Below are 24,377 nucleotides of genomic sequence, written 5' to 3' on the forward strand. Positions count from 1 at the left end.
TGCTTCTACGGCCCCCACAAAGGGAAATAGAATGAAGATTGCATTCGGCATGCTCGCCGCCAGTGTCCTGTCGACAGGCGTAGCAAGCGCGCAGGAAATACAGGCTAGCGATACGGCGGACGACGCGCGGCGGAGAGATGTAGTCGTAACGGCTGCACGCACGAACCTCCCGGCGAGCGCCCTGCCCCTGACCGTCGACGTGATCGACCGCGAGACGCTGTCGCGTCAAGTCGCGGTGTCCGGCTCGGTCGTCGATGCGATCTCGGCGCTGCTGCCGGCCTTCTCGCCCACACGCGAAAAGATTACCGGCTTCGGCGAAACGCTGCGCGGTCGATCGCCGCTCTATGCGATCAACGGCATTCCGCAGAGCACGCCGATCCGGGACGGCGCACGCGACGGCTATACCATCGATCCCTTCTTCATCGACCGGGTCGAGGTGATCTACGGCTCCAACGCCCTGCAGGGCATCGGTGCGACCGGCGGCGTCGTCAATCAGGTTACCGCGAGCGCGCCGAAGCAAAACGGCTGGAGCGGACGCACGCTGCTTCAGGGTAACAGCGGCGACGATTTCGCAGGGGCATCGCTCGGCGGAAAGATCGCCGGCCTCGTCAATATGCGCAGCGGCCGGTTCGATGCGACCGGCGGCGTTGCGTTCGAGCGGCGCGGCGTCTTCGTCGATGGCCGTGGGCGGCGCATCGGCCTCGACGGCAACCAGAGCGAAATTCAGGATACGGGCAGCCTGGCCTTCTTTGGCCGGGTCGGCGTCGATCTGTCCGACACCGCCCGGTTCGAGGTGATCGCCAACCGCTTCAAGCTGGAGGGCAACAATCACTATGTTGCGGTCGATGGCGACCGGACGCTGGGCATCCCCGCCACCAGCCGGCGAGGCGAAACGCCGGGCCAACCCTCCACGGGCCTGGCCGAGATGGTGTCGGCATCGCTGACGGACGGCAATGTGCTTGGCGGGGCGTTCACGCTTCAGGGCTTTTACAATCGGACCAGCGACACGTTCGCCGGTGGTGTCCTCGCGACGTTCCAGGATGCGAGGATCGCGCCTGTTGGCACGGTGTTCGACCAGTCGCGCAACGTCTCGCGCAAGCTCGGCGGCAAGATCAGCTATGAACGCACGGTGCCGGGGCTCAAGGCGCTGACACTGACCGCCGGGTTCGATGCGTTGATCGACCGCACCAAGCAGGATCTGGTGCAGACCGGCCGCAATTGGGTTCCGCAAACCGATTTTCGCAGTCTCGCGCCGTTCGGCCAGGCCAATCTCAAACTGTTCGATGGCGTCGTCAGGGTCGCAGGCGGGGTCCGCTACGAGACCGTACAGCTCGATATCCCTGACTATACGACGCTTGCGAGTGCCAGCGCGCGGGCCGTCATCGGCGGCAAGCCGTCCTTCGACCGCGCATTGTGGAACGGCGGTGTCGTGCTGGAGCCGGTCAAGGGTATCCGCGCCTATGGCAGCTATGCCGAGGGTTACACGATCGCCGACATTGGGCGTGTCCTGCGCGGTATCACCCAGCCGAACATCCGGATCAGCGACTTTCTCGATCTGACCCCGGTGATCTCGAACAACCGCGAGATCGGCGTCGAAGTGAAACAAGGTCCGCTGGACGCCAGCGTGACCTATTATTGGTCGTCGAGCGATCTGGGGCAGGTGCTCGTCCGCAGCAGCGACGGGTTCTTCAACGTCGCGCGCCAGCCGATCGACATCGAGGGTCTGGAATTGAACCTTGCTGTTCGCACCCCGCTGCCCGGTCTCAAGCTCGGCACCGGTTTCAGTCATCTGAACGGGCGCACCGACACCAATGCCGATGGCATTTTCGATGCCGATCTGGACGGCGCCAACATCTCGCCGGATCGCCTGAACCTCAACCTGGATTACACCCGCGGCCGCCTGAGTGCACGGGTACAGGGACGCTATTACCTGTCCCGCCGCTTCCAGGGACAGCCGATCGCCAACGACTTCGTCGGCTATCGGCTGTTCGACGCGTATGTCGCCTATGAACTCCCGGTCGGTCGCGCGATGTTGAGCGTGCAGAATCTCGGCAATACCGATTACGTTACTTATTATAGCGATACGCAGGGTCCGACCGACAATGCGCGCTTCTATACCGGGCGGGGTCGCAACGTCACGTTGAGCTGGCAGGCTGGCTTGTGATGCGCATCCTGTCCCTGCTGCATCGCTGGATCGGCGCGATCGGCGGTCTGCTGCTGGCCGTACTGGGTCTCACCGGTACGCTGCTCGTCTGGCGGAACCAGCTGACCTTCGTGGCGCACGCCGGCGATACAGTCCGGCCCGATCCGGTATCGCTGGCCCGGGCCGTCGACGCAGTATCGCAAGCGTCGCCCCCGATCGACCGCATCACCTTCGCAGGCGACGGTCTGGGCGTGCATCAGGTCCTCTTCGCAGACGGCAGCGGTGCCTATGTCAGTCAGGCCGGCGAGACGGTCGAACGCTGGTCCTCGTCATGGCAGCGACCGGAATTGTGGGTGTTCGATCTCCATCATCACCTTCTGATCGGCGATGCTGGCGAGACGATGACAGGGGTCGCCGGGCTGACCGGGTTGTTCTTCGTCATTACCGGAGTAGTCCTGTGGTGGCGGATGCACAGCCGCTTCCGGCTGCGGTTATGGCCTGCGTCGATGAAGCCCGGCGCAGTCGTCCATCACCACCGGGACATGGGAGTCGTGACGGCGCCGTTGCTGCTCGTGTCGCTGGTGACGGGCGTCCTGATGGTTTTTCCCGCGCTTGGCGGGCCCTTGCTTGCCGAACCACGGGCGCACCCACCCAAAGTCGACAGCGTCCGGGTTACGCCATCCACGCATGACCTGAAGCCACTTTTCACCGCGGCTGCCGCGATGTTTCCTGGTGCCGAACTTCGCCGCCTGCAGATGCCGCGCAAGCCCGGCACGCCCGTCGTGCTGCGCCTCCGCCAATCCTTCGAATGGACGCCGAACGGACGGACGTTCGTGTACGCCGATCCGGCTACGCTGACGATCCTGGCCCATGACGATCCGGCGACCCAGGGAAACGCGGCATCGATCCGCGAAAAACTCTATCCCGTGCACGCTGCAAAAACTGGCGGCATTGCATGGAAACTCGCCATGACCGCGTCGGGCATCGTACTGACGCTACTTGGCAGCCTGGCGGTATACGGCTTCTGGCGGACGAAATGGAACATTGGCCAGAGCAAGCGGCGGAAGCGGAAACGCAGCTGAAGCAGGACGTTCATCACAATGTCTGAGACTCGAACGACCGGCTGGTCATGGAGCTCGAGACCACATACCGGCGGTTTGATGCGTTCTTAGTGTCTCTTGACGGTCGCCTGAGGGACGAATGCGGAACACGCCTTGGATGAGAAACCGGGGCCCCTTCGGCCAGTTGCGAAGCTACCCCCTCCATACGGGCTAGCGGTCATAGATATATCGTCTATGCTGGATACATGGATACCGAATTGGCAATCGTCGCGCTTGGGGCGCTAGCGCAGGTCACCCGCCTCGACGTGTTCCGCCTGCTGGTCCGGCACGAGCCCGAAGGGATGGCGGCGGGCGCAATCGCCCGCCAACTTGACGTGCCGCAGAACACGATGTCGGCGCATCTCGGGATACTCGCCCGAGCCGGCATCGTGCGCGCCGAACGGCACAGCCGGTCCATGATTTACCGTGCCGATCTCGACAGCCTGCGCGCGCTGACGCTGTTCCTCGTCAAGGACTGCTGCGCCGGTTCGCCCGAACTGTGCGCGCCGCTCATCGCCGAACTGACCCCCTGCTGCTGAAAGGACACGCCATGGCCGTCGACGTCGTGATCTACCACAACCCCGCCTGCGGCACGTCGCGCAACACGCTGGCACTAATCCGCAACGCCGGCATCGAGCCGCACGTCGTGGAGTATCTGAAGACCCCGCCCTCGCGCGCGCTGCTGGTCGAACTGATCGACCGCGCCGGCATCACGCCGCGGGATCTGCTGCGCGAGAAGGGCACGCCCTACGCCGAACTCGGCCTCGGCGACGCCTCGCTGACCGACGCCGCGCTGCTCGACGCGATGATGGCGCACCCGGTCCTGATCAACCGGCCGCTGGTCGTTTCGCCGCTTGGCGTGAGGCTCTGCCGTCCGTCCGAAGCCGTCCTCGATCTGCTGTCCGAGCCGCAGCGGGGCGCGTTTGCCAAGGAGGATGGCGAACAGGTGGTGGACGCCGCCGGACAGCGCCTCGCCTGATGCTTCTCGCCCTCGCCATCTTCGCCGTCACGATCGCGCTCGTCATCTGGCAGCCCCGCGGCCTCGGCATCGGCTGGAGCGCGCTGGGCGGCGCGGCCGTCGCGCTGCTCGTCGGGGTGGTCTCGCTGTCCGACGTGCCGGTGGTGTGGGGCATCGTCTGGAACGCGACCGCGACGTTCGTCGCGATCATCATCGTCAGCCTGCTGCTCGACGAGGCCGGATTCTTCGAATGGGCGGCGCTCCACGTCGCGCGCTGGGGCGGCGGACACGGTAGACGGCTGTTCGTGCTGATCGTCCTCCTCGGCGCAGCCGTGTCGGCGCTGTTCGCCAATGACGGCGCGGCGCTGATCCTGACGCCGATCGTCATCGCGATGCTGCGGGCGCTCGGCTAGAGCCCGCCCGCCGTGACCGGGTTGCCCGCGGCGTTGAACACGTCGAGCAGCGCGGCATCGCCGCCGCCGCGGATATCGGTCACCGCGACGCCGTAGAGGATCGAGGTGTCGATCTCCTGGCGCGCCTTGTAGAAGCCGACCGTGGTGGTCAGGGTGTTGCCGCCGATCGCCCATTCGCGGCTGGCGCGCAGATCGTTGGTGATGTTGCCGACATCCTGCTGGCGACGATCGCGGATATTGTAGATGCCGATCAGCCCGTTGCCGTTGAGCGACGCCGGGTTGGCGATCGCCTGGCCGGCATTGGCGCCGCTCGCATAGCGGAAGCTGCCGCCGGTCGCGCCGAGCCGAGTCAGCGCGGCAGCGGGCGACAGGATCTGGCTGCTGAACGGGCCGATCAGCCCGCCCGAGCGGTTGGCGTAGCGGAACCGGTCGATCACCGTCCAGTCGGCGATCGTGAACCGGCTCTCGCCCCCGAACGACGTCTCGCGGACGCGCTGGCCGTCGCGAATATCCTCCTGGATCGACTGGTTGCGCTCATCGAGCAGCGTCACCGACTGTAGCGCGCGCGTCGACAGCGTGTCGTGGGTCGGGTCGAACCCGGGAATCGCCTGCAGCTTGGGGTCGGCATCGGTGCCCGTTGCACGCAGCGGCACCGAGTCGTAGAAAGGCGAACGATCATCGAGCACCTTGCCATAGAGGCGGACATAGCCGCCGGTGAATTCCTTGGTGATATTCGCCTTGATCTGGCCGCCGCGCTGCCCGTCGAAGCCGATCCGGCGCGGGCCCTCGCCCTGGCGGAAAAAGCCGCCGACATGATAGCGCAAGCTCGGCGTCAGTCGGCCGCCATAGTCGAAATCGGCCCGAAACTGGTCGAAATCCAGCCCCGCGGTCAGCGCCACCGCACCGCCCTCGACCTCGCCGGTCTTGGAGATGAAGTTGATGATCCCGCCGGGCGAGTTCGACGCGAAGGTCGACGCCGAGCCGCCGCGGATCGCTTCCACCTGCGCGAGATTGAGATCGACGCGCAGGAACGAATCCGAGCTCGCGCCGACGATGTCGCCAAACTCCATCACGGGCAGTCCGTCTTCCTCCAGCTGCACGAACTTCGCGCCGGAGGAGGACAAAGGCAGGCCGCGAATGGTGATGTTGGCGATGCTTTCGCCGTTCGGCGCTTCGGCCAGGATGCCGGGAATGTTGCGCAGCAGATCGCCGATCGAGCGCGGCGCCATCTTGGCGATGTCGGCCTCGCGCAGCGCACTGGTCGAGGTCGCGCTGTCCAGCCGGTCGCGCCCCTTGGCGACGCCGGTCGAGAAGACTTCCGCGGCGGGCACCTTTTTCTTGGGCGCGGTGTCGGCGGGTACGGTTTCGCGTTCGGTCTTGGCAAATGCTGGCGGAGCGAACGCGAAACAGGCGACGACGGCCAGGAGCAGTTTCTTCATTTGAGGGTCCGCTTTCTCGAAGAATGGTCTCGCAGGATCGGCAAAAGATTGAATCCCCGACCGCTGGATGACGCCGGCGTTCGAACTGCCACTTCCTGACTTTATAGGAGGGCGGGACGCGCTCGGTGCGGGCGAGCCGATATATTGCGCCGGCGCGGGTATCGAGGGCCGGTCGGAGGATGCGCGCAGCGATGTCGCAGCCCGCGACGCGCTTGGTGGCGACGATGACGGGCTCGCTGTGTCACCTGGAACGCGATGGCCTCCTCGGCTGCTGCGACTATGGCGAGGTCCCGCGACGGGTGGATTACACGCCCACGCCGCTGGGACGGGGATCGCGCGCGGGGACGTCGATTATCGACAATGGTCCGGTGTTTCGATCGGCACGGGACCGGTTCGACCATGACGATCGCTGAACAAAAAAACTCCGGTCGACGCGAGCGACGTTCCGCGCTGAGCCATCGTCTCGAGACCCGCGCAATACGCGTTCACGCACGGTTAGACTCTATATTTCTTGTTTGTGCACGTTTTAGCCGGTATAGACCGCGGATGCCCAATGACATCCCGTCCTCCCGCCGCGACACGATCCTTGCCCGCCTCGCCGCCGGCCAACCGGTTCGCTCCGGCGCGCTTGCCGAGGAGTTTGGTCTTTCAGAGGACGCGATCCGGCGCGATCTGCGCAGCCTTGCCGCAGAGGGCCTGTGTCGCCGCGTCTATGGCGGCGCCTTGCCGGTCGTCGCGGGTGCGACCCCGATGGCGGAGCGCGTCGGCGAGGATGTGCAGCGCAAGCAGGCGCTGGCGGACGCCGCGCTGCCCTTCCTGGAACCGAGCAGCTTCGTTTTCGTCGACAACGGCAGTTCCAACCTCGCCCTTGTCGAGAGACTGCCGCCATATCTGAACCTTGGCATCGCCACGAGCTCGATCACGATCGCGGCCGCGCTTCAGCAGCGCGACGACGTGGACGTGCTGGTGGTCGGCGGCATGATCGATCGGATGGTCGGCGGCGCGGTCGATGGCACCGCGCTCGAGACGATCGCGCGGCTCAACATCGACCTGTGCGTCCTCGGCGCATGCGCCGTGTCCGTCGCGGGGGGAGTCAGTGCGTACGACCCCGACGACGCCGCCTTCAAACGCGCGTTGGTTGCGCGTAGTCGCAGAACGATCGTCCTCGCGACGAACGACAAGCTTGGTCGACACGCCCCGCACCGCGTGTGTGGCGTCGACGTCCTCGCGCAGATCGTCGTCGAGCATGACGCCGACTCCGATCTCGTGCGCAACCTGGCGGAGGCCGGCGCAACGATCGCGCGCGCCGCCCCGCAAGCCCAGCCCTGATCCGAGGATAATAGCCGTGGAAAAGCCCAATTCCGGCGCGCGTCTCGCAACGCGCCTGGCCTTCCTCGTGTCCGGCTTCGGGCTCGCCTGTTGGGCACCGCTCGTTCCGCTGGCCAAGGCGAGGCTGGCGATCGGCGACGGATCGCTCGGGCTGCTGCTGCTGTGTCTCGGGCTTGGCTCGGTCGGCGCGATGCAGCTTGCCGGACCGCTGACGTCGAAGCTCGGCGCGCGACCGGCGATCCTCGTCGGTGGCATCGGGCAGGCGATTTTGCTGCCCTTCCTCGCCTTCGCGCCGACGGTGCCGACCATGGCGGTCGCACTGCTGCTGTTCGGTGCGTTCCTCGGCGTGATCGAAGTCGGCATGAACGTGCATGCGGTCGAGGTCGAGACGCAGGCCGGCACGCCGCTGATGTCCGGGTTCCACGGGTTGTTCAGCGTCGGCGGCTTTGTCGGATCGGCGTTGCTGACCGCGGTCCTGTCGATGCAGATCAGTCCGGTCGCCGGGGTCGTCACGGCATCGGTGCTGATGATCGCGACGCTCGCATTGGCCGCGCCGCGGCTGATCCCGACCCCCAAGACCGAGGAGACCCCGCTGGTCGTGGTCCCGCGCGGCATCGTGATCCTGCTCGCCGCGCTCGCGGCGATCACCTTCCTGACCGAAGGCGCGATGCTCGATTGGGGGGCGTTGCTGCTGAGCGGCAAGGGCCTGCTGCCGGTCGCGCAGGCGGGGATCGGCTATAGCGTCTTCGCGGTGGCGATGACCGCCGGCCGCCTGACCGGCGACGCGATCGTCGGCAGGCTCGGGGACCGGCGGACAATGCTGTGGGGCGGGCTGCTCTCGCTTCTGGGCTATGGCGTCATGCTCCTCGCACCGGTCGCGCCAGTCGCGCTGTTCGGGATCCTGCTGATCGGTCTTGGCGCGTCGAACGTCGTGCCGATCCTGTTCCGTCAGGCCGGCAGGCAGACCGTCATGCCCGCGGGCCTCGCGATCGCCGCGGTCACGACGATCGGTTACGCCGGGATCCTCGCGGGTCCCGCGGCGATCGGCTTTGTCGCGCAGGGCATCGGCCTGCCCGCGGCCTTCTGGCTGCTCACCGCGCTGCTGTGTCTCGTGCCGCTCTGCGCGAAGGCTGCCACCGCCAGCGGGCGGACATCCTGACCCTTCCCGACGCAGCCTTCCTTCATCGCCTCGCCGACCCTGCCGATGCCCCGCTACCGCACCGATATCGCGGTCAACACCAAGGTGAAGCAGGGCTATAGCTTCGACCTCGTCATTGAGGCGGACCGCGCGGCGGAGGCCGCGATGCGCGCCGAGATCGCTGGGCGCTTCTCCCACCACGCCATTCTCGGCAAGGAACTCAAGCTGACGGGCAGCGAGCCGATGCTGCATGCCGAAGCGTTGCGGATCCTGGGATCACCGCCCCTTCGCCGCCCCTGGACTCACGCCTTGGCCATCATCGCGCGGATGTCGGCATGCAATTTAGATCGATCGCCCGGCGACCGAGGACGTCCGTTCGGGTAAGGCCCCCACCACTCGACAAGTCTAACGCTGCCTTGGACAAGTACTTTATAGTCGGGTACTATAGATCCTATTCTAGTGCATCACGCCTGTGTGGGGGCAAAGATGGTCGATCAACTGACGCAGATCACCGACCAGTTCGAAGCATCATGGAACGCGCATGAGATGACTGTGTTCGGGCAGCTTTTTCATGACGATGCGACATTCGTCAACCGGTACGCGACCTATTGGCGCGGTGTTGATCAGATCGTTGCGGGGCATCGCGCGATCCACGACTCGATCTATCGCGACTCGTCGCTGCGGGTCGATCCGGCGGATATCGATCCGATCGACGACGATGCCGCGATCCTGCATTTCTGGACGCGGCTGTCCGCCGGTGCCGCGCATCCGGCCGGGCCGCATCAGGCCGATACGCTGATCCTCGCAGTCGCCATCCGCCGTAACGGCGACTGGCGGATCCAGGCCGCACAGAACGTGACGCTCGCCGATCCGCGTACCGGCCGGGAGCTTCTCCGCGCATCCTGACCCGCGCATGACCGCCCCCGAGGGGCCAGTGACCTAGCGTCCAAACCGCCTGATCCTTTGGGGGTATGCGACATGACGACACTGAACGCCGGTTTCGACGATCTTCACGACACACCGTTCCTGGCCCGCCACCGTTTCGACCGGCTGGTGGTGCCCGGTTTCGTCGCCGCGATCTGGGCCGCCATTCTGGCCGGATTCGTCCCCGATATCGTCGGTCATGTCCGGACGCAGGGCTTCTCCTATCCGATCATCGTCCATCTCCACGCGCTCGCTTTCACCGGCTGGCTTATTCTGCTCAGCGTACAGGTGGCTCTGGTCGAGACGGGCAATGTCGCGCTCCACCGGCGGCTCGGCGTGGCGGGCGCCGGGCTCGCCGGGACGATGGTCATCCTGGGGCCCATGGTCGCGCTCATGATGGGCAGCGCCGCGTTCGGTACGCCGCGCTGGGATCCCGGCTTCCTGAGCATCAGTCTCAGCGACATCCTGGCCTTTGCGGTGATCGTCGGCGCGGCGCTGGTGCTGCGCCGTGACGCCGCCGCGCACAAGCGGCTCATGCTGCTCGCGACGATTCAGATCGCCGGCGCGGGTTTCGGCCGGTTCATGGGGATCTTCCTGCACGGCCTTGGCGGCACCGGCTGGTGGGGATTCTTCGTTGGCGGGACGCTTGAACTCGACCTGCTGATCGTCGCGCTCGGTGTCTATGACATCGTCACACGCGGGCGGCTCCATCCCGTCTATCTTCCCACGGTCCTTGCGCTCTGGGGTCTCCAGGCCACCGCGATCACGCTCTATTTCACGCCGGCCTGGACGGCGTTCACGACCCACATTCTCGGCCACTGAGGCTCAGCGCGACACCGCCACGCAGGAGATACGTGTCTGCTGCTGGCGACCCATGCAGCCATTTTCGGGATCAGTTTCGGTCCCACACAGTTCGCGTGTAGCCAGCCGTTGCTTGCAACACGTGGCATTCGTCAGGCAGGTTCATGGCAGCTTTCTGATGGTTTCATCGAGCGTCGCGACCGTCACGCCCAGCTTGCGGACGATCAGGTGATTCTGCGCCACCTGCGCATCGGGCGACAATGTCAGCCATTGATCGACCCGCATGCCGCCCTTCGTCGCAAAGCGGAGATGCAGCCGATTACCCACCGCCTCGCCCACCACCGGTCCGGACGCATCGGTCAGCGTTCCAGTATAGCGTCCATTGCCGAGCGGCCGTATCCCCCAGTGGCGATCGCGCGCAGGCTTGCCCTGCTGTTCGATATGCTGGTCGAGCACCAGCGTGCCATCGGCGCCGAGCCGCCCGACGCTGCTGACATGCGTCGTGACGGGCGCGTGCAGGACGATCTTCAGCGTGCCGACCCCATCGAGCCGTCCCGCGAAGAAGCGTTCCGCGAAGAAGCGTTCCGCGACGAACGGCGGCGAGGCACTTACGGTGCCCATGCGCGGTCCGCTCGCACAGCTTGCGAGAAGCACGGCCAGCGCGACCGGAATGGCTGACCTCATAGGGTGCGACATCATGAACGAGGCTTTCGAGAGGCATGGGGGTGGTTCGGCGTCGGATGCGAGGACCTGCAACGATGGCCTTGCAACGACCGTTGCGGAGCGAGCGAACCGCATCAAGGGCGCTTATCTAAGGTGTCTGCCATCTCCACGCCAGCAACCGGCGAATAAAATCAAGTTCATGATAGCGTGACCGCATTCCTTTATTGATACTCAGTATCAGAAACCTTGCCGGTATCAGCACTGGCACCACTAAAGTCATCGATCAGGCCACGTGGCACACTATAAAATAGCACCCGGAAACATTTTCGTCACCGCGGACTGAGGTGACCAGTTTCGGGCGGCGTCCAAGCTGCATCTGGGAGGATGCATATGCACGATGCCGCGCTGATTTCGCTGATCCACGACCGTTACGCCGCCGTTCATGGCGCGATACCCGCCAGCGATTACCCGACCTATCTGACGATCGGTGCGCCCGACGTGCCGCAGGCGACCCTGGGGTACCGGCTCGCCGGTGCCGGCACGCTGTTCCTCGAGACGTATCTCGATCGCCCGATCGAGGCCTTACTGACCGAGCGGTTCGGCCGCCCGGTGCCCCGCACGCGGATCTTCGAGCTCGGCGACCATGCCTCGCAGCGCCCCGGCGCCACGATGACGTTGTGGCGCGAAGCCGCAGCCGCCCTCACGGGGCAGGCGGATGTCGCGGTCGCGGTGCTGACACGCCCGTTGCGATCGATGTTCGCGCGGCTCGGGCTCGACCTGATCGAACTCGCACCGGCACGGATCGAGGCGCTTGGCGAGGCAGGCTCGGCCTGGGGGCGCTATTACCAGACCGACCCCGTGGTCTGTGCCGGCGACATCGATGCCTGCCGAACGCGGCTCGATCGGAGTGCGCGCGCATGACGCGGTTGCTCGACGCGGTCATGCGCCATGCCGAGGCCCAGCCCGAGGCGATCGCCATCGACGGCGCGGAGCCGATCAGCTGGGCGACGCTGGCGCGCGTGCTGCCGCCGATCGCGCAGGACCTGGCGACACGCTTTGCAGGCGGCCGTCCGATCGCGCTCCAGCTCGATCAGGGCATCGGCGAATGCATTCTCGACCTCGCACTGCTCGAAGCAGGCATCGTGACGATCCCGCTGCCCTCCTTCTTCACGCCCGCGCAGACCGATCACGCGCTCGACGCGGCCGGCGCGGAGATACGGCTCTCCGGCCCGGTGACCCTGTCGCTCGACACGCAGCCAGCCGTTCACGTCAACGAAGATCACCGCGCCCGGCCGGCGCGCAACCTGCCTGACGGTACCGCGCGCATTACCTTCACATCGGGATCGACCGACGATCCGAAGGGCATCTGCCTGTCGCGCGACCATCTGCTGGGAGTCGCGCAGGCCGTGGTCGATACGCTCGGCGTGCATCATGCGGGGCGGCACCTGCCGATCCTGTCCCCCGGCATCCTGCTCGAAAACGTCGCCGGCTTTTACGCGACCATCCTGGCGGGCGGCACCTATGTCGCGCTGCCGCAAGTCGCGATCGGCATGGCCGATCCGTTCCGCCCCGACATCGCCGCGCTGCTGCAGACGATCGAGCGGCAGGCGATCACCTCGCTGATCCTCGTTCCGGACTATCTCGCGGGCCTCGTCGCGGCATTGCGCGCGACAGGCCTCCGGCTCCCGCGCCTGTCGCTCGTCGCGGTCGGTGGCGCGCGGATCGATCCGCTGCTGCTCGACGCCGCAGCCGCGCTGGGGCTGCCGGTGCGCCAGGGGTACGGCCTGACGGAATGCGCCTCGGTCGTCGCGCTCGACGACGGCGATCCGGCATCGCGCGGCAGCGTCGGGCGGAGCATTGGCGCGAACGGCGTGCGGCTGGCCGCGGACGGGGAGATCCTGATCGACGGGCCGCTGTTCCTCGGCACCGTCGGCGCGCCCCGCACCCCCGGCCCGCTCGCGACGGGCGATATCGGACGGATCGACGACGCCGGACGGCTATGGATCGAAGGGCGCAAGTCGGCGCTGATCGTCACCAGCCACGGCCGCAACGTCTCGCCCGAATGGGTCGAGGGCGTCCTGACACGCCAGCCCGCGATCTTCCAGGCGATGGTGCGCGGCGAGGGGCAGGCGACGCTCGATGCGTTGATCGTACCCTCATCGCCGAGCGCGGATATCGCCGCCGCGGTTGCCGCCGCCAACCTTGCGCTCCCTGCCTATGCCCGGATCGCGCGGTGGCAGGTCGTCGCGCCCTTCACCCCAGCAACCGGACTGCTGACCGGCAATGGCCGCCTGCGCCGTACCGCGATCGACGCCGCCTATCCAGACCAGGAGATTTCGATGGACCAGCCCTTTTTCGACCGTCTCGTCGCCGAGACCCGCGAGGCGCAGGCGCGTTTCGCGATGACGCCGCAACTCGTCGCCGGGATGACCGGCCGCATCACGCGCGCGGACTACATCGCCTACCTCACCGAGGCGTTCCACCATGTCCGCCACACCGTGCCGCTGATGGAAGAAGCGCGCGCCCGGCTCACGCACCGGCCCGTCCTCGTCGCGGCGCTCGACGAGTATATCGAGGAGGAGACCGGCCACGAATTCTGGATCCTCGAGGATATCGAGGCGGCCGGCGGCAACAGCCTCGTCGCCAGCCACGCGCCAGCGCCCGCGACGCGCGCGATGGTCGAACATGCGTATGAGACGATCCGCCAGGGCAATCCGGCCGCGTTCTTCGGCATGGTCTATGTCCTGGAGGGCACCAGCATCGCGATGGCGAGCCATGGCGCGGGCGCGGTGCAATCGGCGCTCGGGCTTCCTGACTCGGCGTTCCATTATCTCACGTCGCACGGTGCGCTCGACCAGGATCATATGGTCTTCTTCGAAAAGCTGATGAACCGGATCGACGATCCCGAGGACCAGCGTGCGATCATCGACATGGCGAACGCGATGTTCGGGCTGTTCGGCGCGCTGTTCGCCGGGATCGAGCTGGAGACCACGCGTGTCGCCGCTTGAAGGTCGCCGCATCGTCCTGACCGGCGCGGCCGGCGGGATCGGCGGGCTGCTCGCAGCACGGCTGCGCGGGTGCGGCGCGCACGTCACCGGCGTCGACCGCGTCGCGTCGCCTGCGTGTGACGATCACCTCGTCGCGAACCTCGCCGATCCCGCAGCGCTCGCCGATCTCGGCGCGCAGCTCGCGGGCCGGCACGTCGACATCCTCGCCAACGTCGCCGGCCTCCAATATTTCGGGCCGTTCGAGCAGCAGGGCGCGACCGGAATCGCGCTCGGCTATGCGGTCAATCTCGTCGCACCAGCGGTTCTAGCCAGCGCCGTCGTGCCCCGGATGATCGCGCGCGGCGATGGCCAGATCGTCAATATCGGATCGGTGATGGGCGCGGTCCCCTATCCGTATTTCACCGCCTATTCGAGCGCGAAGGCCGGGCTGAAAGGCCTCAGTCAGGCGCTGCGCCGCGAACTGGGCGGACGCGGCATCGCGGTCACGCACGTCGCGCCGCGCGCGGTCAGGACCGGGTTCAACACCGCGACGATCGAACGCTTCATGGCGCTGACCAAGATGAGCGCGGACGACCCCGCCACCGTCGTCGACCGCATCTTCCGCGCGATCGAGCGGCGCGAACGCGACGTGTCGATCGGCCTGCCCGAACGCGTCTTCACCCAGCTCAACGCACTGCTGCCCGGCGTGGTCGATCGCGGCCTCGCCGGACAGGTGCTGACCGCCCGAACCCTTTTCCAGGACAAACCCTCAGGAGCCCTTTCATGATCGTCCGTTACGCTCTCGCTTTCGTCGCCCTCGCGCTGGCGGGCTCGGCCAATGCCAGTAACAATCCGGCGATGGATGCCGCGGTCCGCCGCATCAACGACCAATGGGCGCATATCCGCTATCAGGTCGCCGACAGGAACGAGCAATATCGCCAGCTCGACGTACTCGCGGGCGAGGCCGCGCAGGTCTCGGCGCGCTATCCCGGCCGGGCCGAGCCGCTCTTGTGGCAGGGCATCGTCGTCAGCGAGGAAGCCGCGCGCGCGAGCGTGCTGCGACAGCTGGGCTTTGCGCGGTCGGCACGGGAGATCCTGGAAAAGGCGCAAGGCATCGACCCGAACGTCGCCGATGGCGGCGTCAAGATGAGCCTCGGCGTGCTCTACTACCGTGTCCCCGGTTTCCCGATCGGCTTCGGCAACACCGCAAAGGCGCGCGCGCTGCTCGAGGCGGCGCTGAAGCAGGATCCGAACGGCCTCGACAACAACTTCTTCTATGCCGACTTCCTCAACGACGAGGGCCATCCCGCCCAGGCCAAGCAATATGTCCAACGCGGCCTCCAGGCGCCGGTGAACGCGGCGCGACCGGTATGGGATGCCGGGCGGCGCGCGGAAATGCGCGCGCTGCTGGTCAAGATCAACGCCAAGCTCAAGTCCGCGTGAACGCGCTCGCCGCCGCGCTCGGGCGACAGCTCGCACGTCCGAGCGGCGTCGGCGGCCGGCTCGTCGGGCAGGCGATGCGCATCGCCAATCGCCGCCCGACCCGCCTCGCGATCGCCGCGCTCGACGTCCGGAGCGGCGACACGGTGCTCGACCTCGGTTGCGGCACCGGCGATGCGATCCCCGCTCTGTCGGCGGCGGCTGGTGGCGGGCGCGTCCACGGCCTCGATCATTCGCAGGCCATGATCGACGCGGCGCGACGCCGCCACACAGACGTCATCTTCCACTGCGCGTCCTTTACGGAGATCCCCCTGCCCGATGCGTCCATCGATCGGATCCTGGCCACCAACGTCGTCTATTTCTGGCACGACGACCGCGCCGTGCTGGCCGAACTGCTGCGAGTGTTGCGGCCGGGCGGGCGGCTCGCGCTCTACGTGACGACCGCGGACTCGCTGCAACGGATCGGGCTTGGCAGCAGCCCGACGCACCGGCTGTTCAATGCTGCAACCCTGCGCACGATGCTCGGCCCGGCCGCGACCATCGCCACCGTCGATGCGGGGTTCGGCGTCGCCGGCATGATCGCAACCCTGGATACACCACGCGTGCCGAAGGACAATGCAGCATGAGATTTCGAATTGCCGCGGCCGCACTCGCTGTCGTCATCCCCGTTACGTGCGCCTCACCCGCGACGGCATCGCCAAAGGGCTGGGCTGATGCCAGCGATATCGGCCGCGACCTTCTCGTCGGCGCAGCGCTCGGCGTGCCCGCGATCCAGGGCGACTGGCGCGGCGATCTGGAGGCCGGGGGCAGCATGCTCGTCGCGGGCGGGACGACGTTCGCGCTCAAGGAACTGATCCATGAGCGCCGCCCGGATCGCAGCGACGACAAGAGCTTTCCCTCCGGCCACACCTCGGTCTCGTTCGCCGCGGCCGCCTCGCTCGAAAAGCGCTATGGCTGGGAGGCGGGGCTGCCGGCCTTGCTCGTCGCGTCGTTCGTCGGTGTCGCGCGCGTCCGGGCCGACAAGCATTATGTCCACGATGTCCTTGCCGGCGCGGTGATCGGCGGCGCCAGCGGGTTCCTGCTCACCGCGCGCCACAACGACCGCGTGCGCCTCACGCCTTGGGCGGGATCGGGCGGTGGCGGCATCGACGTCGCGATGCGCTTCTAACCGCGCGCCGGCGCAACCAACGACACCGCGCTGCCGACATCGGCGAACACCAGCGTGATGCCGTGCAGGTCGGCGATCGCGTTGACCAGGCTGAGCCCCAGCCCTGCGCCTTCGCAATCCTGCCGGCCGCGATAAAAGCGTTGCGTGACCAGCGACCGCTCGGCGCGGGGCACGCCCGGCCCGTCATCGGCTACCGTCACGACTACCGCCCCGCCCTCATGCCGCAGCGACAGCAGCACGCGACCATTGGCCGGCCCGAACTTCATCGCATTGTCGATCAGGTTCGATACCGCCTCCATCAACAGGCTCGCATCGCCCTCGACCGGCGCGACAGGGGCGATCTCGCAGGTCAGGTCGATCCCGCGATCCTCCGCCGTCGGCCGGTGCAGCTCGCACGCATCCTCGACAAGCCGCGCGAGATCGACCGCGGCAAAGCGGCTGCGGCGCGCATGATCCTCGAGTTCGCGGATCCGCAGCAACGCTGCGACGATCCCCAGCAGCGTATCGATCTCGGCGAGCGCCGCATCGGCCACCGCCTCAAACCCCGCGCGCGTATCGGCCTCGCGCAGCCCGCGCTCGACTCGCGCGCGCAGGCGGGTGAGCGGCGTGCGCAATTGGTGCGCGATATCGTCGCCGACGCCGCGGACCTCGGTCACGAGCATCTGCAGCCGGTCGAGCATCGCGTTGATGTGCGCGCACAACAGCCCGAAGCTGTCGGGATCGGTCCCGACGGGCAGCCGCTCCGCCAGGTCGCCCGCGACGATCCGCGCGGTGAGCGTGCGGACCGCATCGACCTGTCGCGCAGCACGCCGCCCGGCCGCGAGGCCGAACCCGATCGCGAGCAGGATTGCGGGGATCAACGCGATCGCCAGCGACCGCTCGACCACGCGCAGTGCCTCCTCCGCATCGTCGAGATCGACCCCCGTCACCAGCCGCGATCCATCGGACATCGCGCAGATGACGAGCCGCGCGGTGTCGCGCGTCTTGCCCGGCAGTTCGGTCGTCACGACCTCGGCGACCACCGATCCGTGCGCGGTGATCCCTGCCAGCGGCAGCCGGGCGATATTCCCCTCGATCAGCGCGCCGTCCGCGGCGAACAGCGCGAGAAAGCGATCGCGGTGGATGTCGCGCTCCAACATGGCGCGCACGCCCGCCGGCCGCGCGGGCGCCGCGATCGCCGCCAGATCGCGGCAATCGCGCACGAAGCCGCGCTCGGCCATGCGCCGATGGCTGCCGTTCGCCAGTACCCAGAACAGTCCAGCGACGACCAGCGACTGGACGATCAGCAACGCCGCGATCGCCCCGCCCCACCGCCATGTCGCACGCGTCCGCGGATCAGACCGGGACATCGAACACATAGCCTTGCCCGCGTACGTTACGGATCAGTTGCGGTTCGCCCTCGCCGTCGACCTTGCGGCGCAGGCGTCCCATATGCACGTCGACGACGTTGCTGTTGGGCTCGAATGTATAGCCCCAGACATCGCGCAGCAGCATCGACCGCGTGATGATCCGGTCGGGGCGGCGGACCAGATAGTCCAGCAGCTTCAATTCGCGCGGCAGCAGGTCGAGCGCCCGCCCCGATCGCGTCGCGGTCCCCGCCAGCAGGTCGAGGTCGAGCGGGCCGACGATCAGCCGCGTGTCGCGCGTCTCGTTCGGTCGGCGCAACAGCGCCTCGACGCGCGCCACCAGCTCGACCAGCGCGAACGGCTTGGGCAGATAATCGTCGCCGCCTGCGCGCAGTCCCCGGACCCGGTCGTCGAGGCTGCCGAGCGCGCTGAGGACGAGCGCGGGGGTCCGCCGGCCCTCGGCCCGCAGCCGCGCGATCAGGTCGAGCCCCTCGCCATCGGGAAGCTGCCGGTCGACGATCAGCAGGTCGGCGCCATCGTCCTGCGCCGCGACGAAGCCTTCCCCCGCCAGGCCATGGTGAGTCACCGCATAACCGTTCGCGCGCAGCTCGAGCATGATCTCGTGCGCGGTGCCGGCGTCGTCCTCGATGAGCAGGATATGCGTCACGAACCCTGTTCGCAGCCTGGGCGGCACGCCGTCAATTGAATTGCAGTTCAGAGTCTGAACGCGGATTTAATCGACGGGCCCGCGACCCAGCCGCTACCGGCGTTTCAAGGTTATCCCCTTGGAGAATCACGGAAATGCGGATTGTTGCCCTCGCGCTGATGGTCGGTGCCGTCATGCCGACCGCCGCGCACGCCCAGATGTCGGCGCAGACCCGGGCGGGGACGGCAATCTCGCTCGATCGTCTCGCGCAGGACGTCATCGCCAACAATCCCGAGCGGCAATTCTACCAGCGGCAGATCGAGACCGCAGGCGTCGAGCGATCCGCCGCCGGGCGCTGGGCCGATCCCGAAACCGTCGTCGAATTCGGCCAGCGCCGCGCCGACGATCGCACCACCGGCATGCCGCTCGGCGACGGGCTGACCTATGCCGTCTCGGTCGTCCAGCCGATCGAATTCGGCGGCCGCATAGCGCTGCGCCGCGCGATCGCCGAGCGGCAGGTCGATCTCGCCAAGATGGGCCTCCAGCAGTTCGACGCGACGCTGGCGGCGCGCGCGCGCACGCTCGGCTATGCGCTGTTCGCCGCCGACGAAAAGGCGGGTGTCGCGCGCGAGGTCGCGACGCGGATGCGGACGCTGGCGCGCGTCATCGTCTCGCGCGACCCGGCGGGCCCCGCCCCCCGGCTCGAGGCCGCCTCGCTCCAGGCCGGGGCGATCAGCGCGGAGCGCACCGCCGCGATCGCGGACGCCGAGGCGAACTCGGCGCTGTACGAGCTCAACCAGTTGCGCGGTGCGCCGTTCGCCGCGCGGCTGCGGATCGTCCGCCCTGACATGTCGCTCCCCGATCTCCCATCGGGCACGACGCTGGCAGCCAACGCCACCGCGAACAATTTCGAGCTGAAGGCGCTGCGCGCGCAGTTCGAGCAGCAGGGCCTGCGAGTCGATCTGGCGCGCAAGGCGCGGCTCCCGATCGTCGGCGTCGGGCCCTATTATGATCGCGCACGCTCCGACATCCGCGAGACGAACTATGGCGTCCGCCTCTCGACGACGATCCCGCTGTGGAACCGGCAGGCTGGCGAGGTCGCGGTCGAACAGGGGCGACAGGCGCAGGCCAACGCGACTCTCATCAACGCCGAACGGCGCGTCGCGCGCGACGTGTTCGACCAGGCGGCGCAGTACGAGGCCAAGCGATCCGCGCTCGGCAAATGGGATGGGAATACGCCGCGCAGCTTTGCCGATACCGCCGAGGAGGCCAATCGCAACTTCCAGCTCGGGGCGATCCCGCTCGCGATCTACATGCAGATGCAGCAATCCTATATCGACGCGACCAACGCGCTGCTCGACACGCGCCGCGAGGCGCTCGAGGCGCTGCTGATGCTGCGCGCACTCAACGGCGGCACCGCGCTCGCCCGATGATCGCGCGTTCGGCCATGGGCGGTCTGCTCGATTTCGTCACGCGGCGCCGGCTGGTGATCGCGGTGGTGACCGCGCTGATCGCCGCGGTCGGCCTGTGGTCGTTCGCGAGCCTGCAGATCGACGCGATCCCCGACATCACCGGGGTGCAGGTGCAGGTCAACACGATGGTCCCAGCCCTTGCGCCCGAGGAGATCGAGCGGCTCGCGACGCTGCCGATCGAGCGCGCGATGGCGGGCCAGCCGGGGCTCGACCAGACTCGCTCGCTGACCAAGACCGGGCTCAGCCAGGTCACGTTGCTGTACAAGGACGGCACCGACCAGATGCGCGCCCGCCAGCTCGTGACCGAGCGGTTGAACGCGGTGCGCGACCAGTTGCCGCCGGGCGCCTCGCCGCAGCTTGCGCCGATCACGACGGGTCTCGGCGAAATCTATTACTACACGCTCGAATGGAAGCGGCCGCCGCCGGGCATGGATCCGCAACGCCAGCTGATGGAGCTGTACGAGGCACAGGAATATACCGTCCGCCCGATGCTGCGTGCGGTCATGGGCGTCGCCGACGTCAACTCCAATGGCGGTCTCGAACAGCAGTTCGTCGTCGAGCCCGATCCGCGGCGGCTGACGATGCACGGCGTGACCGCGGCCGAACTTGCGCAGGCGGTCGGCAAGAACGTCGCGAATGCGGGCGGCGGCATCATCGCGCGCGGCGCCGAACGCTTTACAGTGCTGACCAACGGCCGCGTGACGAGCGCGACCGATATCGGCGCGATCCCGGTCAAGTTCGCCGGCGGCATCCTGCCGCTCCAGGTCCGCGATCTGGCCGACGTCGTGATCGGCGCCGCGCCGCGCCAGGGGGCCGCGACGCAGAACGGGCGCGAGACCGTCCTCGGCACCGTGATGATGCTGGTCGGGCAGAACAGCCGCGAGGTCGCGCTGCGCGCGGCGGACGCGCTCCCCGATATCCAGGCGGCGTTGCCCAAGGGCATGGTGATCCACCCGCAATATAGCCGCGCCGAGCTGGTCGACCGGACGATCTCGACGGTCGAGCATAATCTGGGCGAAGGCGCGCTGCTCGTCGCGCTCGTACTGCTGCTGGTGATGGGCAACTGGCGCGCGGCGCTGATCGTCACGCTCGTCATCCCGCTCGCCTTCCTCGTCACCGTGTCGGGGATGCACGCGATCGGTGTGTCGGGGAACCTTATGAGTCTGGGCGCGCTCGACTTCGGGCTGATCGTCGACGGCGCGATCGTGGTGGTCGAGAACAGCCTGAGGCTGCTCGCCGAACGCCGCCGCGCGAAGGGTGACGACCTCACCGCCGACGAACGCCGCGACACGGTGGCGGACGCCGCGCGGATGGTCGCTCGCCCGACCATGTTCGGCATTGCGATCATCGCGCTCGTCTATGTCCCCGTGCTCAGCCTCGGCGGGGTCGAGGGCAAGCTGTTCCAGCCGATGGCGCAAGCCGTGATGCTGGCGATTGTCGCAGGCCTCGTCTGGACGTTCACCGTCGTCCCCGCGCTGTCCGCCTGGCTGTTGCGTTCGCCCGCCAGCGACAAGGACGACAGCCGCCACAAGGGCCTGATCGGGCTCGCCGAGCGCGGCTATGCGCCGACGCTCGACCGCGCGCTCGCGCATCCCAAGCTGCTCGTGCTCGGCGCGCTCGTCATGCTGGCGGTGACGTTCGGCGTGTTCAAGACGCTCGGGTCGCAGTTCACGCCACAGCTCGACGAGGGGGCGATCACTGCGATGGTCTATCGCCCGGTCGGCATGTCGCTCGAACGCAGCCTCAGAATCGAGCAGGAGACCGAACGCCGCATCCGCGCGCAATTCCCGCAGGTCAGCCACACCTTCTCGCGGATCGGCACCAGCGAAGTCGCCACCGATCCGATGCCGCCCAACGAGAACGACCTCTATATCTTCTACACGCCCGAGAAGGACTGGCCGACCGGTGACGGCAAGCCCAAGACCAAGGCGGAACTGGTTACCGGAATCGAGAAGATCGGACGGCAGGTCTACAAGGGCCAGAGCTTCGAATTCGCGCAGCCGATCGAGATGCGCTTCAACGAAATGCTCGAGGGCGTGCGCGCCGACGTGTCGGTAAAGATCTTCGGCGAGGATTACGACGTCCTCGAACGCGCGGCGAAACAGGCCAAGGCGATCCTCGACAAGCAGCCCGGCACCGAGCATGTCGAGTTCGAAACCGCCGGTCGTCCCAAGAGCATCGTCGTCGAGCTCGACCACGCCGCGATGCTGCGCCTCGGCCTTGGCACCGCCGAAGTGAACAGCGCGATCACCGAGGCGATCGCGGGCGCCGAAGTCGGCTTCATCCCCGAGGGCGAGGCGCGCCACATGATCGTCGTCCGCATGCCCGAAAGCCTGCGCGCGGATCCCGCCGCGATCCTCGCCCTACCCTTGCGCGTCGGCGACTATGGCATGGTGCCGCTGTCGCGCGTCGCCCGGCTGCGCGTGACGCCGAAGGTCGAGCCGATCCTGCACGACGGCGGCAAGCGCCGCGCCGCGCTGATGGTGACGCTCAACACCAGCGATCTCGCCGGCTATGTCGCCAAGGCGCGCGCTGCGGTTGAGGGCCAGGTGAAGCTGCCACCGGGCTACCGGATCGAGTTCGGCGGCCAGTTCCACCAGCTCGAGGCCGCGCAGAAGCGCCTGTCGATCGTCGTCCCCGCCGCGCTCGTCCTGATCTTCCTGCTGGTCTACGCCGCGCTCGGCAGCGTGAAGGAGGCGGCGATCGTCTATACCGGCATCCCGTTCGCGGTGACCGGCGGCGTGCTGGCGCTGTGGCTGCGCGGCATGCCCTTCTCGATCACCGCGGCGATCGGCTTCATCGCGCTGTCGGGGATCGCGATGCTCAACGGGCTGGTGCTGGTCGACCACATCAATGCGCTGCGCGACGGTCGCGACGGCGATCCGCGTCCGGTCGACGACGCGGTCCGCGAAGGCGCGCGCGATCGCCTGCGCCCCGTACTCTCGACCGCGCTCGTCGCATCGATCGGCTTCGTGCCAATGGCGATCGCGAGCGGCGCAGGCGCCGAGGTCCAGCGCCCGCTCGCAACCGTCGTCATCGGCGGCATCGTCACCTCGACTCTGCTGACGTTGGTGCTGCTGCCCAGCCTGTACCGCTGGCTCGTTCGCGACAAAAGGTCGGAGACTTCGTCCGAACCCGATTGTCCGGCGAACTGATCGCCGACCGACGCGCTCGGCAGCACCGCCGCGACACTCCCCGCAACGTCGCGGGATGCTGCCGCCGATGTTCGCCGAGAAACCGCGCCGGTCCACGGAACGCGTGCAGCGATGCAAACTCGTCGACCGCGATCCGCGCATCCCGCCGAGCATCGACAAGGTCGCGGTCAGGGTGTTCGCGGCCGATCTGGTCGGCAAGCACTGGGTGACGCCGACGTTCTGGTCGGGTGCCCCCTCCCCGACAGCTGGCCCTTTTCGCCGTCTTTCGCCGTCAGGTCGGGACTGAAGCGCCGTTCGTCGCGGCCCGGCACCGTGGACGCGACGTCCTGGCGGAGCCTACTCGACGAACGGGCCTGTCGCGACGGGCCGTGCCCCGTGCTGATCAAACCCTCGTTGGCAAAGGACCGGTGCTGCCGATTGTCGCCATCCCTCCGCACCGCTCCGCGACAACGCGTTCGCGCGCTCATTGCTTGCGAAGGAACGCCTTTGCCTCTTCGGGGGTCGCCAGTCGCGTTTGCGTGTCCGGTGTTTGCAACAGCGGGTTGGCGCTGCGCCTCGGCACGATCGGCGTGGCACTGCTGGATTGCGAAGGCTGTTTCGCGTTGGGCTTCGCATCGGGCAAGTCCGGCGTGTCTGCGCGCGTCTGGCCAGCGGCACTTCCCTGCGTCACCGCTTCGAGCAGGTCCACACGCTTCGACAACATCTGGAGGTCGAGCTTTTCGGGGGTCGCCTGCAATTCCGCGACCTGGCGTTCGAGTTCGTCGATTCGCTTGTTCGCCGCGGCAAGACGCACGTCCTCCTCGACCTGGCCAATGTCTGCCTCGATGGACTTCTGCGCTGGCGATTTCGTGTTCGCCGTAGGTGCCGGGTCGCAACCCGCCAGAACAATCAGGCACACGAATGGCAGTGAAAGCCGTGAAAAATGTTGCATCCCGCACTTTTACGGGGAGCACTGACGCTTGTCAGGCCTCAAATTCAGGCCAACGGGCCCCCCCCGTTGGTGGAGAATGGGCGCACGGGGCCAATCACCACGCTGTAAAACGGCATTCCCACTCCATCGCAGATCCGACACCCGCCACGAGATGGCTGATTTCAGCCGCCCGCCCCCGACAGTTGAGGCTCGGACCGCCACCCGTGTGGCCCGCAAGCTCCCAGGTCCGTCGCTCGGAGGTCATGCCCGGCTTGCAATAATTGGACAGCTAGACTAACCCAATAAGTGCGTGTCGTTGGCCCCCTTCGACACCATTCCCTTGGG

At 67.3% G+C, this 24,377-nt stretch carries 24 protein-coding genes and 1 pseudogene; 20 read left to right on the plus strand and 5 right to left on the minus strand.

Annotated features, from left to right (window positions below; translation table 11 throughout):
• Positions 1-31: 31 nt before the first annotated feature.
• The 5 genes and pseudogenes from ASE79_RS00685 to ASE79_RS20650 form a co-directional block, all read left to right on the plus strand.
• On the plus strand, positions 32-2,164 hold the full coding sequence (locus tag ASE79_RS00685) for a TonB-dependent receptor (protein ID WP_056410774.1): 2,133 nt from the start codon (positions 32-34) through the stop codon (positions 2,162-2,164).
• A complete protein-coding gene (locus ASE79_RS00690; RefSeq protein ID WP_056410777.1) occupies positions 2,164-3,225 on the plus strand; it encodes a PepSY-associated TM helix domain-containing protein in 1,062 nt (353 codons plus the stop codon). Before ASE79_RS00685 ends, ASE79_RS00690 begins: the two co-directional genes overlap by 1 nt.
• A gap of 224 nt (positions 3,226-3,449) precedes the next feature.
• Positions 3,450-3,782 (plus strand): ArsR/SmtB family transcription factor, encoded by a 333-nt coding sequence (locus ASE79_RS00695; protein WP_056410783.1) that lies wholly within the window; start codon positions 3,450-3,452, stop codon positions 3,780-3,782.
• An 11-nt stretch (positions 3,783-3,793) separates the two neighbouring features.
• On the plus strand, positions 3,794-4,222 hold the full coding sequence (gene arsC / locus ASE79_RS00700; protein ID WP_056410787.1) for an arsenate reductase (glutaredoxin): 429 nt from the start codon (positions 3,794-3,796) through the stop codon (positions 4,220-4,222).
• Positions 4,222-4,611 (plus strand): annotated as a pseudogene (locus ASE79_RS20650) (ArsB/NhaD family transporter); the annotation flags it as partial. The gene arsC and the pseudogene ASE79_RS20650, both read left to right, overlap by 1 nt.
• Here the strand turns inward: ASE79_RS20650 and ASE79_RS00710 are convergent.
• A complete protein-coding gene (locus tag ASE79_RS00710; protein WP_235516706.1) occupies positions 4,611-6,053 on the minus strand; it encodes a TonB-dependent receptor plug domain-containing protein in 1,443 nt (480 codons plus the stop codon). The pseudogene ASE79_RS20650 and the gene ASE79_RS00710 sit on opposite strands and share 1 nt — an antisense overlap.
• Positions 6,054-6,232: 179 nt before the next feature.
• On the opposite strand from ASE79_RS00710, the gene ASE79_RS00715 reads away from it, so the two are divergent.
• The 6 genes from ASE79_RS00715 to ASE79_RS00740 all read left to right on the plus strand — a co-directional run bounded on the left by ASE79_RS00715 (position 6,233) and on the right by ASE79_RS00740 (position 10,266).
• Entirely contained in the window at positions 6,233-6,466 is a 234-nt protein-coding gene (locus ASE79_RS00715) for a hypothetical protein (protein WP_056410789.1), read from the plus strand.
• Between the two features lie 133 nt (positions 6,467-6,599).
• The gene (locus ASE79_RS00720) at positions 6,600-7,382 is read left to right on the plus strand and encodes a DeoR/GlpR family DNA-binding transcription regulator (protein WP_056410793.1); all 783 of its coding nucleotides are present in this window, start codon (positions 6,600-6,602) and stop codon (positions 7,380-7,382) included.
• A gap of 16 nt (positions 7,383-7,398) precedes the next feature.
• Positions 7,399-8,541: an MFS transporter gene (locus ASE79_RS00725; RefSeq protein WP_200910297.1), complete on the plus strand. Its 1,143-nt coding sequence runs from the start codon at positions 7,399-7,401 to the stop codon at positions 8,539-8,541.
• A 45-nt stretch (positions 8,542-8,586) separates the two neighbouring features.
• Entirely contained in the window at positions 8,587-8,904 is a 318-nt protein-coding gene (locus ASE79_RS00730) for a hypothetical protein (RefSeq protein WP_056410796.1), read from the plus strand.
• Positions 8,905-9,006: 102 nt separating this feature from the next.
• Positions 9,007-9,426 carry an SgcJ/EcaC family oxidoreductase gene (locus ASE79_RS00735; RefSeq protein WP_056410799.1) on the plus strand — a complete coding sequence of 140 codons (420 nt, stop codon included), beginning with the start codon at positions 9,007-9,009 and terminating at the stop codon, positions 9,424-9,426.
• 72 nt (positions 9,427-9,498) lie between these two features.
• A complete protein-coding gene (locus tag ASE79_RS00740) occupies positions 9,499-10,266 on the plus strand; it encodes a hypothetical protein (protein WP_056410801.1) in 768 nt (255 codons plus the stop codon).
• 141 nt (positions 10,267-10,407) lie between these two features.
• On the opposite strand, the gene ASE79_RS00745 is transcribed toward ASE79_RS00740, so the two are convergent.
• Entirely contained in the window at positions 10,408-10,866 is a 459-nt protein-coding gene (locus ASE79_RS00745) for a DUF3833 family protein (protein WP_056410805.1), read from the minus strand.
• A 432-nt stretch (positions 10,867-11,298) separates the two neighbouring features.
• Here ASE79_RS00745 and ASE79_RS00755 point away from each other — a divergent pair, with 432 nt between their 5' ends.
• Genes ASE79_RS00755 through ASE79_RS00780 form a run of 6 tightly spaced genes read left to right on the plus strand, consistent with a single transcriptional unit; the run spans position 11,299 to position 16,503 of the window.
• The gene (locus ASE79_RS00755; RefSeq protein ID WP_082444983.1) at positions 11,299-11,829 is read left to right on the plus strand and encodes a thermostable hemolysin; all 531 of its coding nucleotides are present in this window, start codon (positions 11,299-11,301) and stop codon (positions 11,827-11,829) included.
• Positions 11,826-13,916, plus strand: coding sequence for an AMP-binding protein (locus ASE79_RS00760; RefSeq protein ID WP_056410815.1), 2,091 nt, complete (start codon positions 11,826-11,828; stop codon positions 13,914-13,916). Before ASE79_RS00755 ends, ASE79_RS00760 begins: the two co-directional genes overlap by 4 nt.
• Positions 13,903-14,682, plus strand: a complete 780-nt coding sequence (locus ASE79_RS00765) for an SDR family NAD(P)-dependent oxidoreductase (RefSeq protein WP_056410818.1) — start codon at positions 13,903-13,905, stop codon at positions 14,680-14,682. The genes ASE79_RS00760 and ASE79_RS00765 overlap by 14 nt, the downstream gene beginning before the upstream one ends.
• On the plus strand, positions 14,679-15,338 hold the full coding sequence (locus ASE79_RS00770; protein WP_056410821.1) for a tetratricopeptide repeat protein: 660 nt from the start codon (positions 14,679-14,681) through the stop codon (positions 15,336-15,338). The genes ASE79_RS00765 and ASE79_RS00770 overlap by 4 nt, the downstream gene beginning before the upstream one ends.
• A complete protein-coding gene (locus ASE79_RS00775) occupies positions 15,335-15,961 on the plus strand; it encodes a class I SAM-dependent methyltransferase (protein ID WP_056410824.1) in 627 nt (208 codons plus the stop codon). Before ASE79_RS00770 ends, ASE79_RS00775 begins: the two co-directional genes overlap by 4 nt.
• Positions 15,958-16,503, plus strand: a complete 546-nt coding sequence (locus ASE79_RS00780; RefSeq protein WP_056410827.1) for a phosphatase PAP2 family protein — start codon at positions 15,958-15,960, stop codon at positions 16,501-16,503. The genes ASE79_RS00775 and ASE79_RS00780 overlap by 4 nt, the downstream gene beginning before the upstream one ends.
• On the opposite strand, the gene ASE79_RS00785 is transcribed toward ASE79_RS00780, so the two are convergent.
• Together ASE79_RS00785 and ASE79_RS00790 are read right to left on the minus strand one after the other, a co-directional pair.
• Positions 16,500-17,852 carry a sensor histidine kinase gene (locus ASE79_RS00785; RefSeq protein ID WP_156359472.1) on the minus strand — a complete coding sequence of 451 codons (1,353 nt, stop codon included), beginning with the start codon at positions 17,850-17,852 and terminating at the stop codon, positions 16,500-16,502. The genes ASE79_RS00780 and ASE79_RS00785 overlap by 4 nt on opposite strands.
• Positions 17,839-18,516, minus strand: a complete 678-nt coding sequence (locus ASE79_RS00790; RefSeq protein WP_082444985.1) for a response regulator transcription factor — start codon at positions 18,514-18,516, stop codon at positions 17,839-17,841. The genes ASE79_RS00785 and ASE79_RS00790 overlap by 14 nt, the downstream gene beginning before the upstream one ends.
• A gap of 134 nt (positions 18,517-18,650) precedes the next feature.
• Here ASE79_RS00790 and ASE79_RS00795 point away from each other — a divergent pair, with 134 nt between their 5' ends.
• From ASE79_RS00795 to ASE79_RS00805, 3 genes are all read left to right on the plus strand, one after another.
• Complete coding sequence (locus tag ASE79_RS00795) at positions 18,651-19,928, plus strand: TolC family protein (protein ID WP_056410833.1); 1,278 nt, start codon at positions 18,651-18,653, stop codon at positions 19,926-19,928.
• Entirely contained in the window at positions 19,925-23,122 is a 3,198-nt protein-coding gene (locus ASE79_RS00800; protein ID WP_416354490.1) for an efflux RND transporter permease subunit, read from the plus strand. The genes ASE79_RS00795 and ASE79_RS00800 overlap by 4 nt, the downstream gene beginning before the upstream one ends.
• A gap of 67 nt (positions 23,123-23,189) precedes the next feature.
• Positions 23,190-23,408, plus strand: a complete 219-nt coding sequence (locus ASE79_RS00805; protein ID WP_162236981.1) for a hypothetical protein — start codon at positions 23,190-23,192, stop codon at positions 23,406-23,408.
• A gap of 177 nt (positions 23,409-23,585) precedes the next feature.
• Here ASE79_RS00805 and ASE79_RS00810 read toward each other — a convergent pair whose 3' ends face one another.
• Complete coding sequence (locus ASE79_RS00810) at positions 23,586-24,020, minus strand: hypothetical protein (RefSeq protein WP_056410840.1); 435 nt, start codon at positions 24,018-24,020, stop codon at positions 23,586-23,588.
• Positions 24,021-24,377 lie beyond the last annotated feature (357 nt).

Origin of the sequence: Sphingomonas sp. Leaf28 (assembly GCF_001421685.1) — a bacterium.
In the GTDB taxonomy this organism is placed as follows: Bacteria; Pseudomonadota; Alphaproteobacteria; order Sphingomonadales; family Sphingomonadaceae; genus Sphingomonas; species Sphingomonas aurantiaca.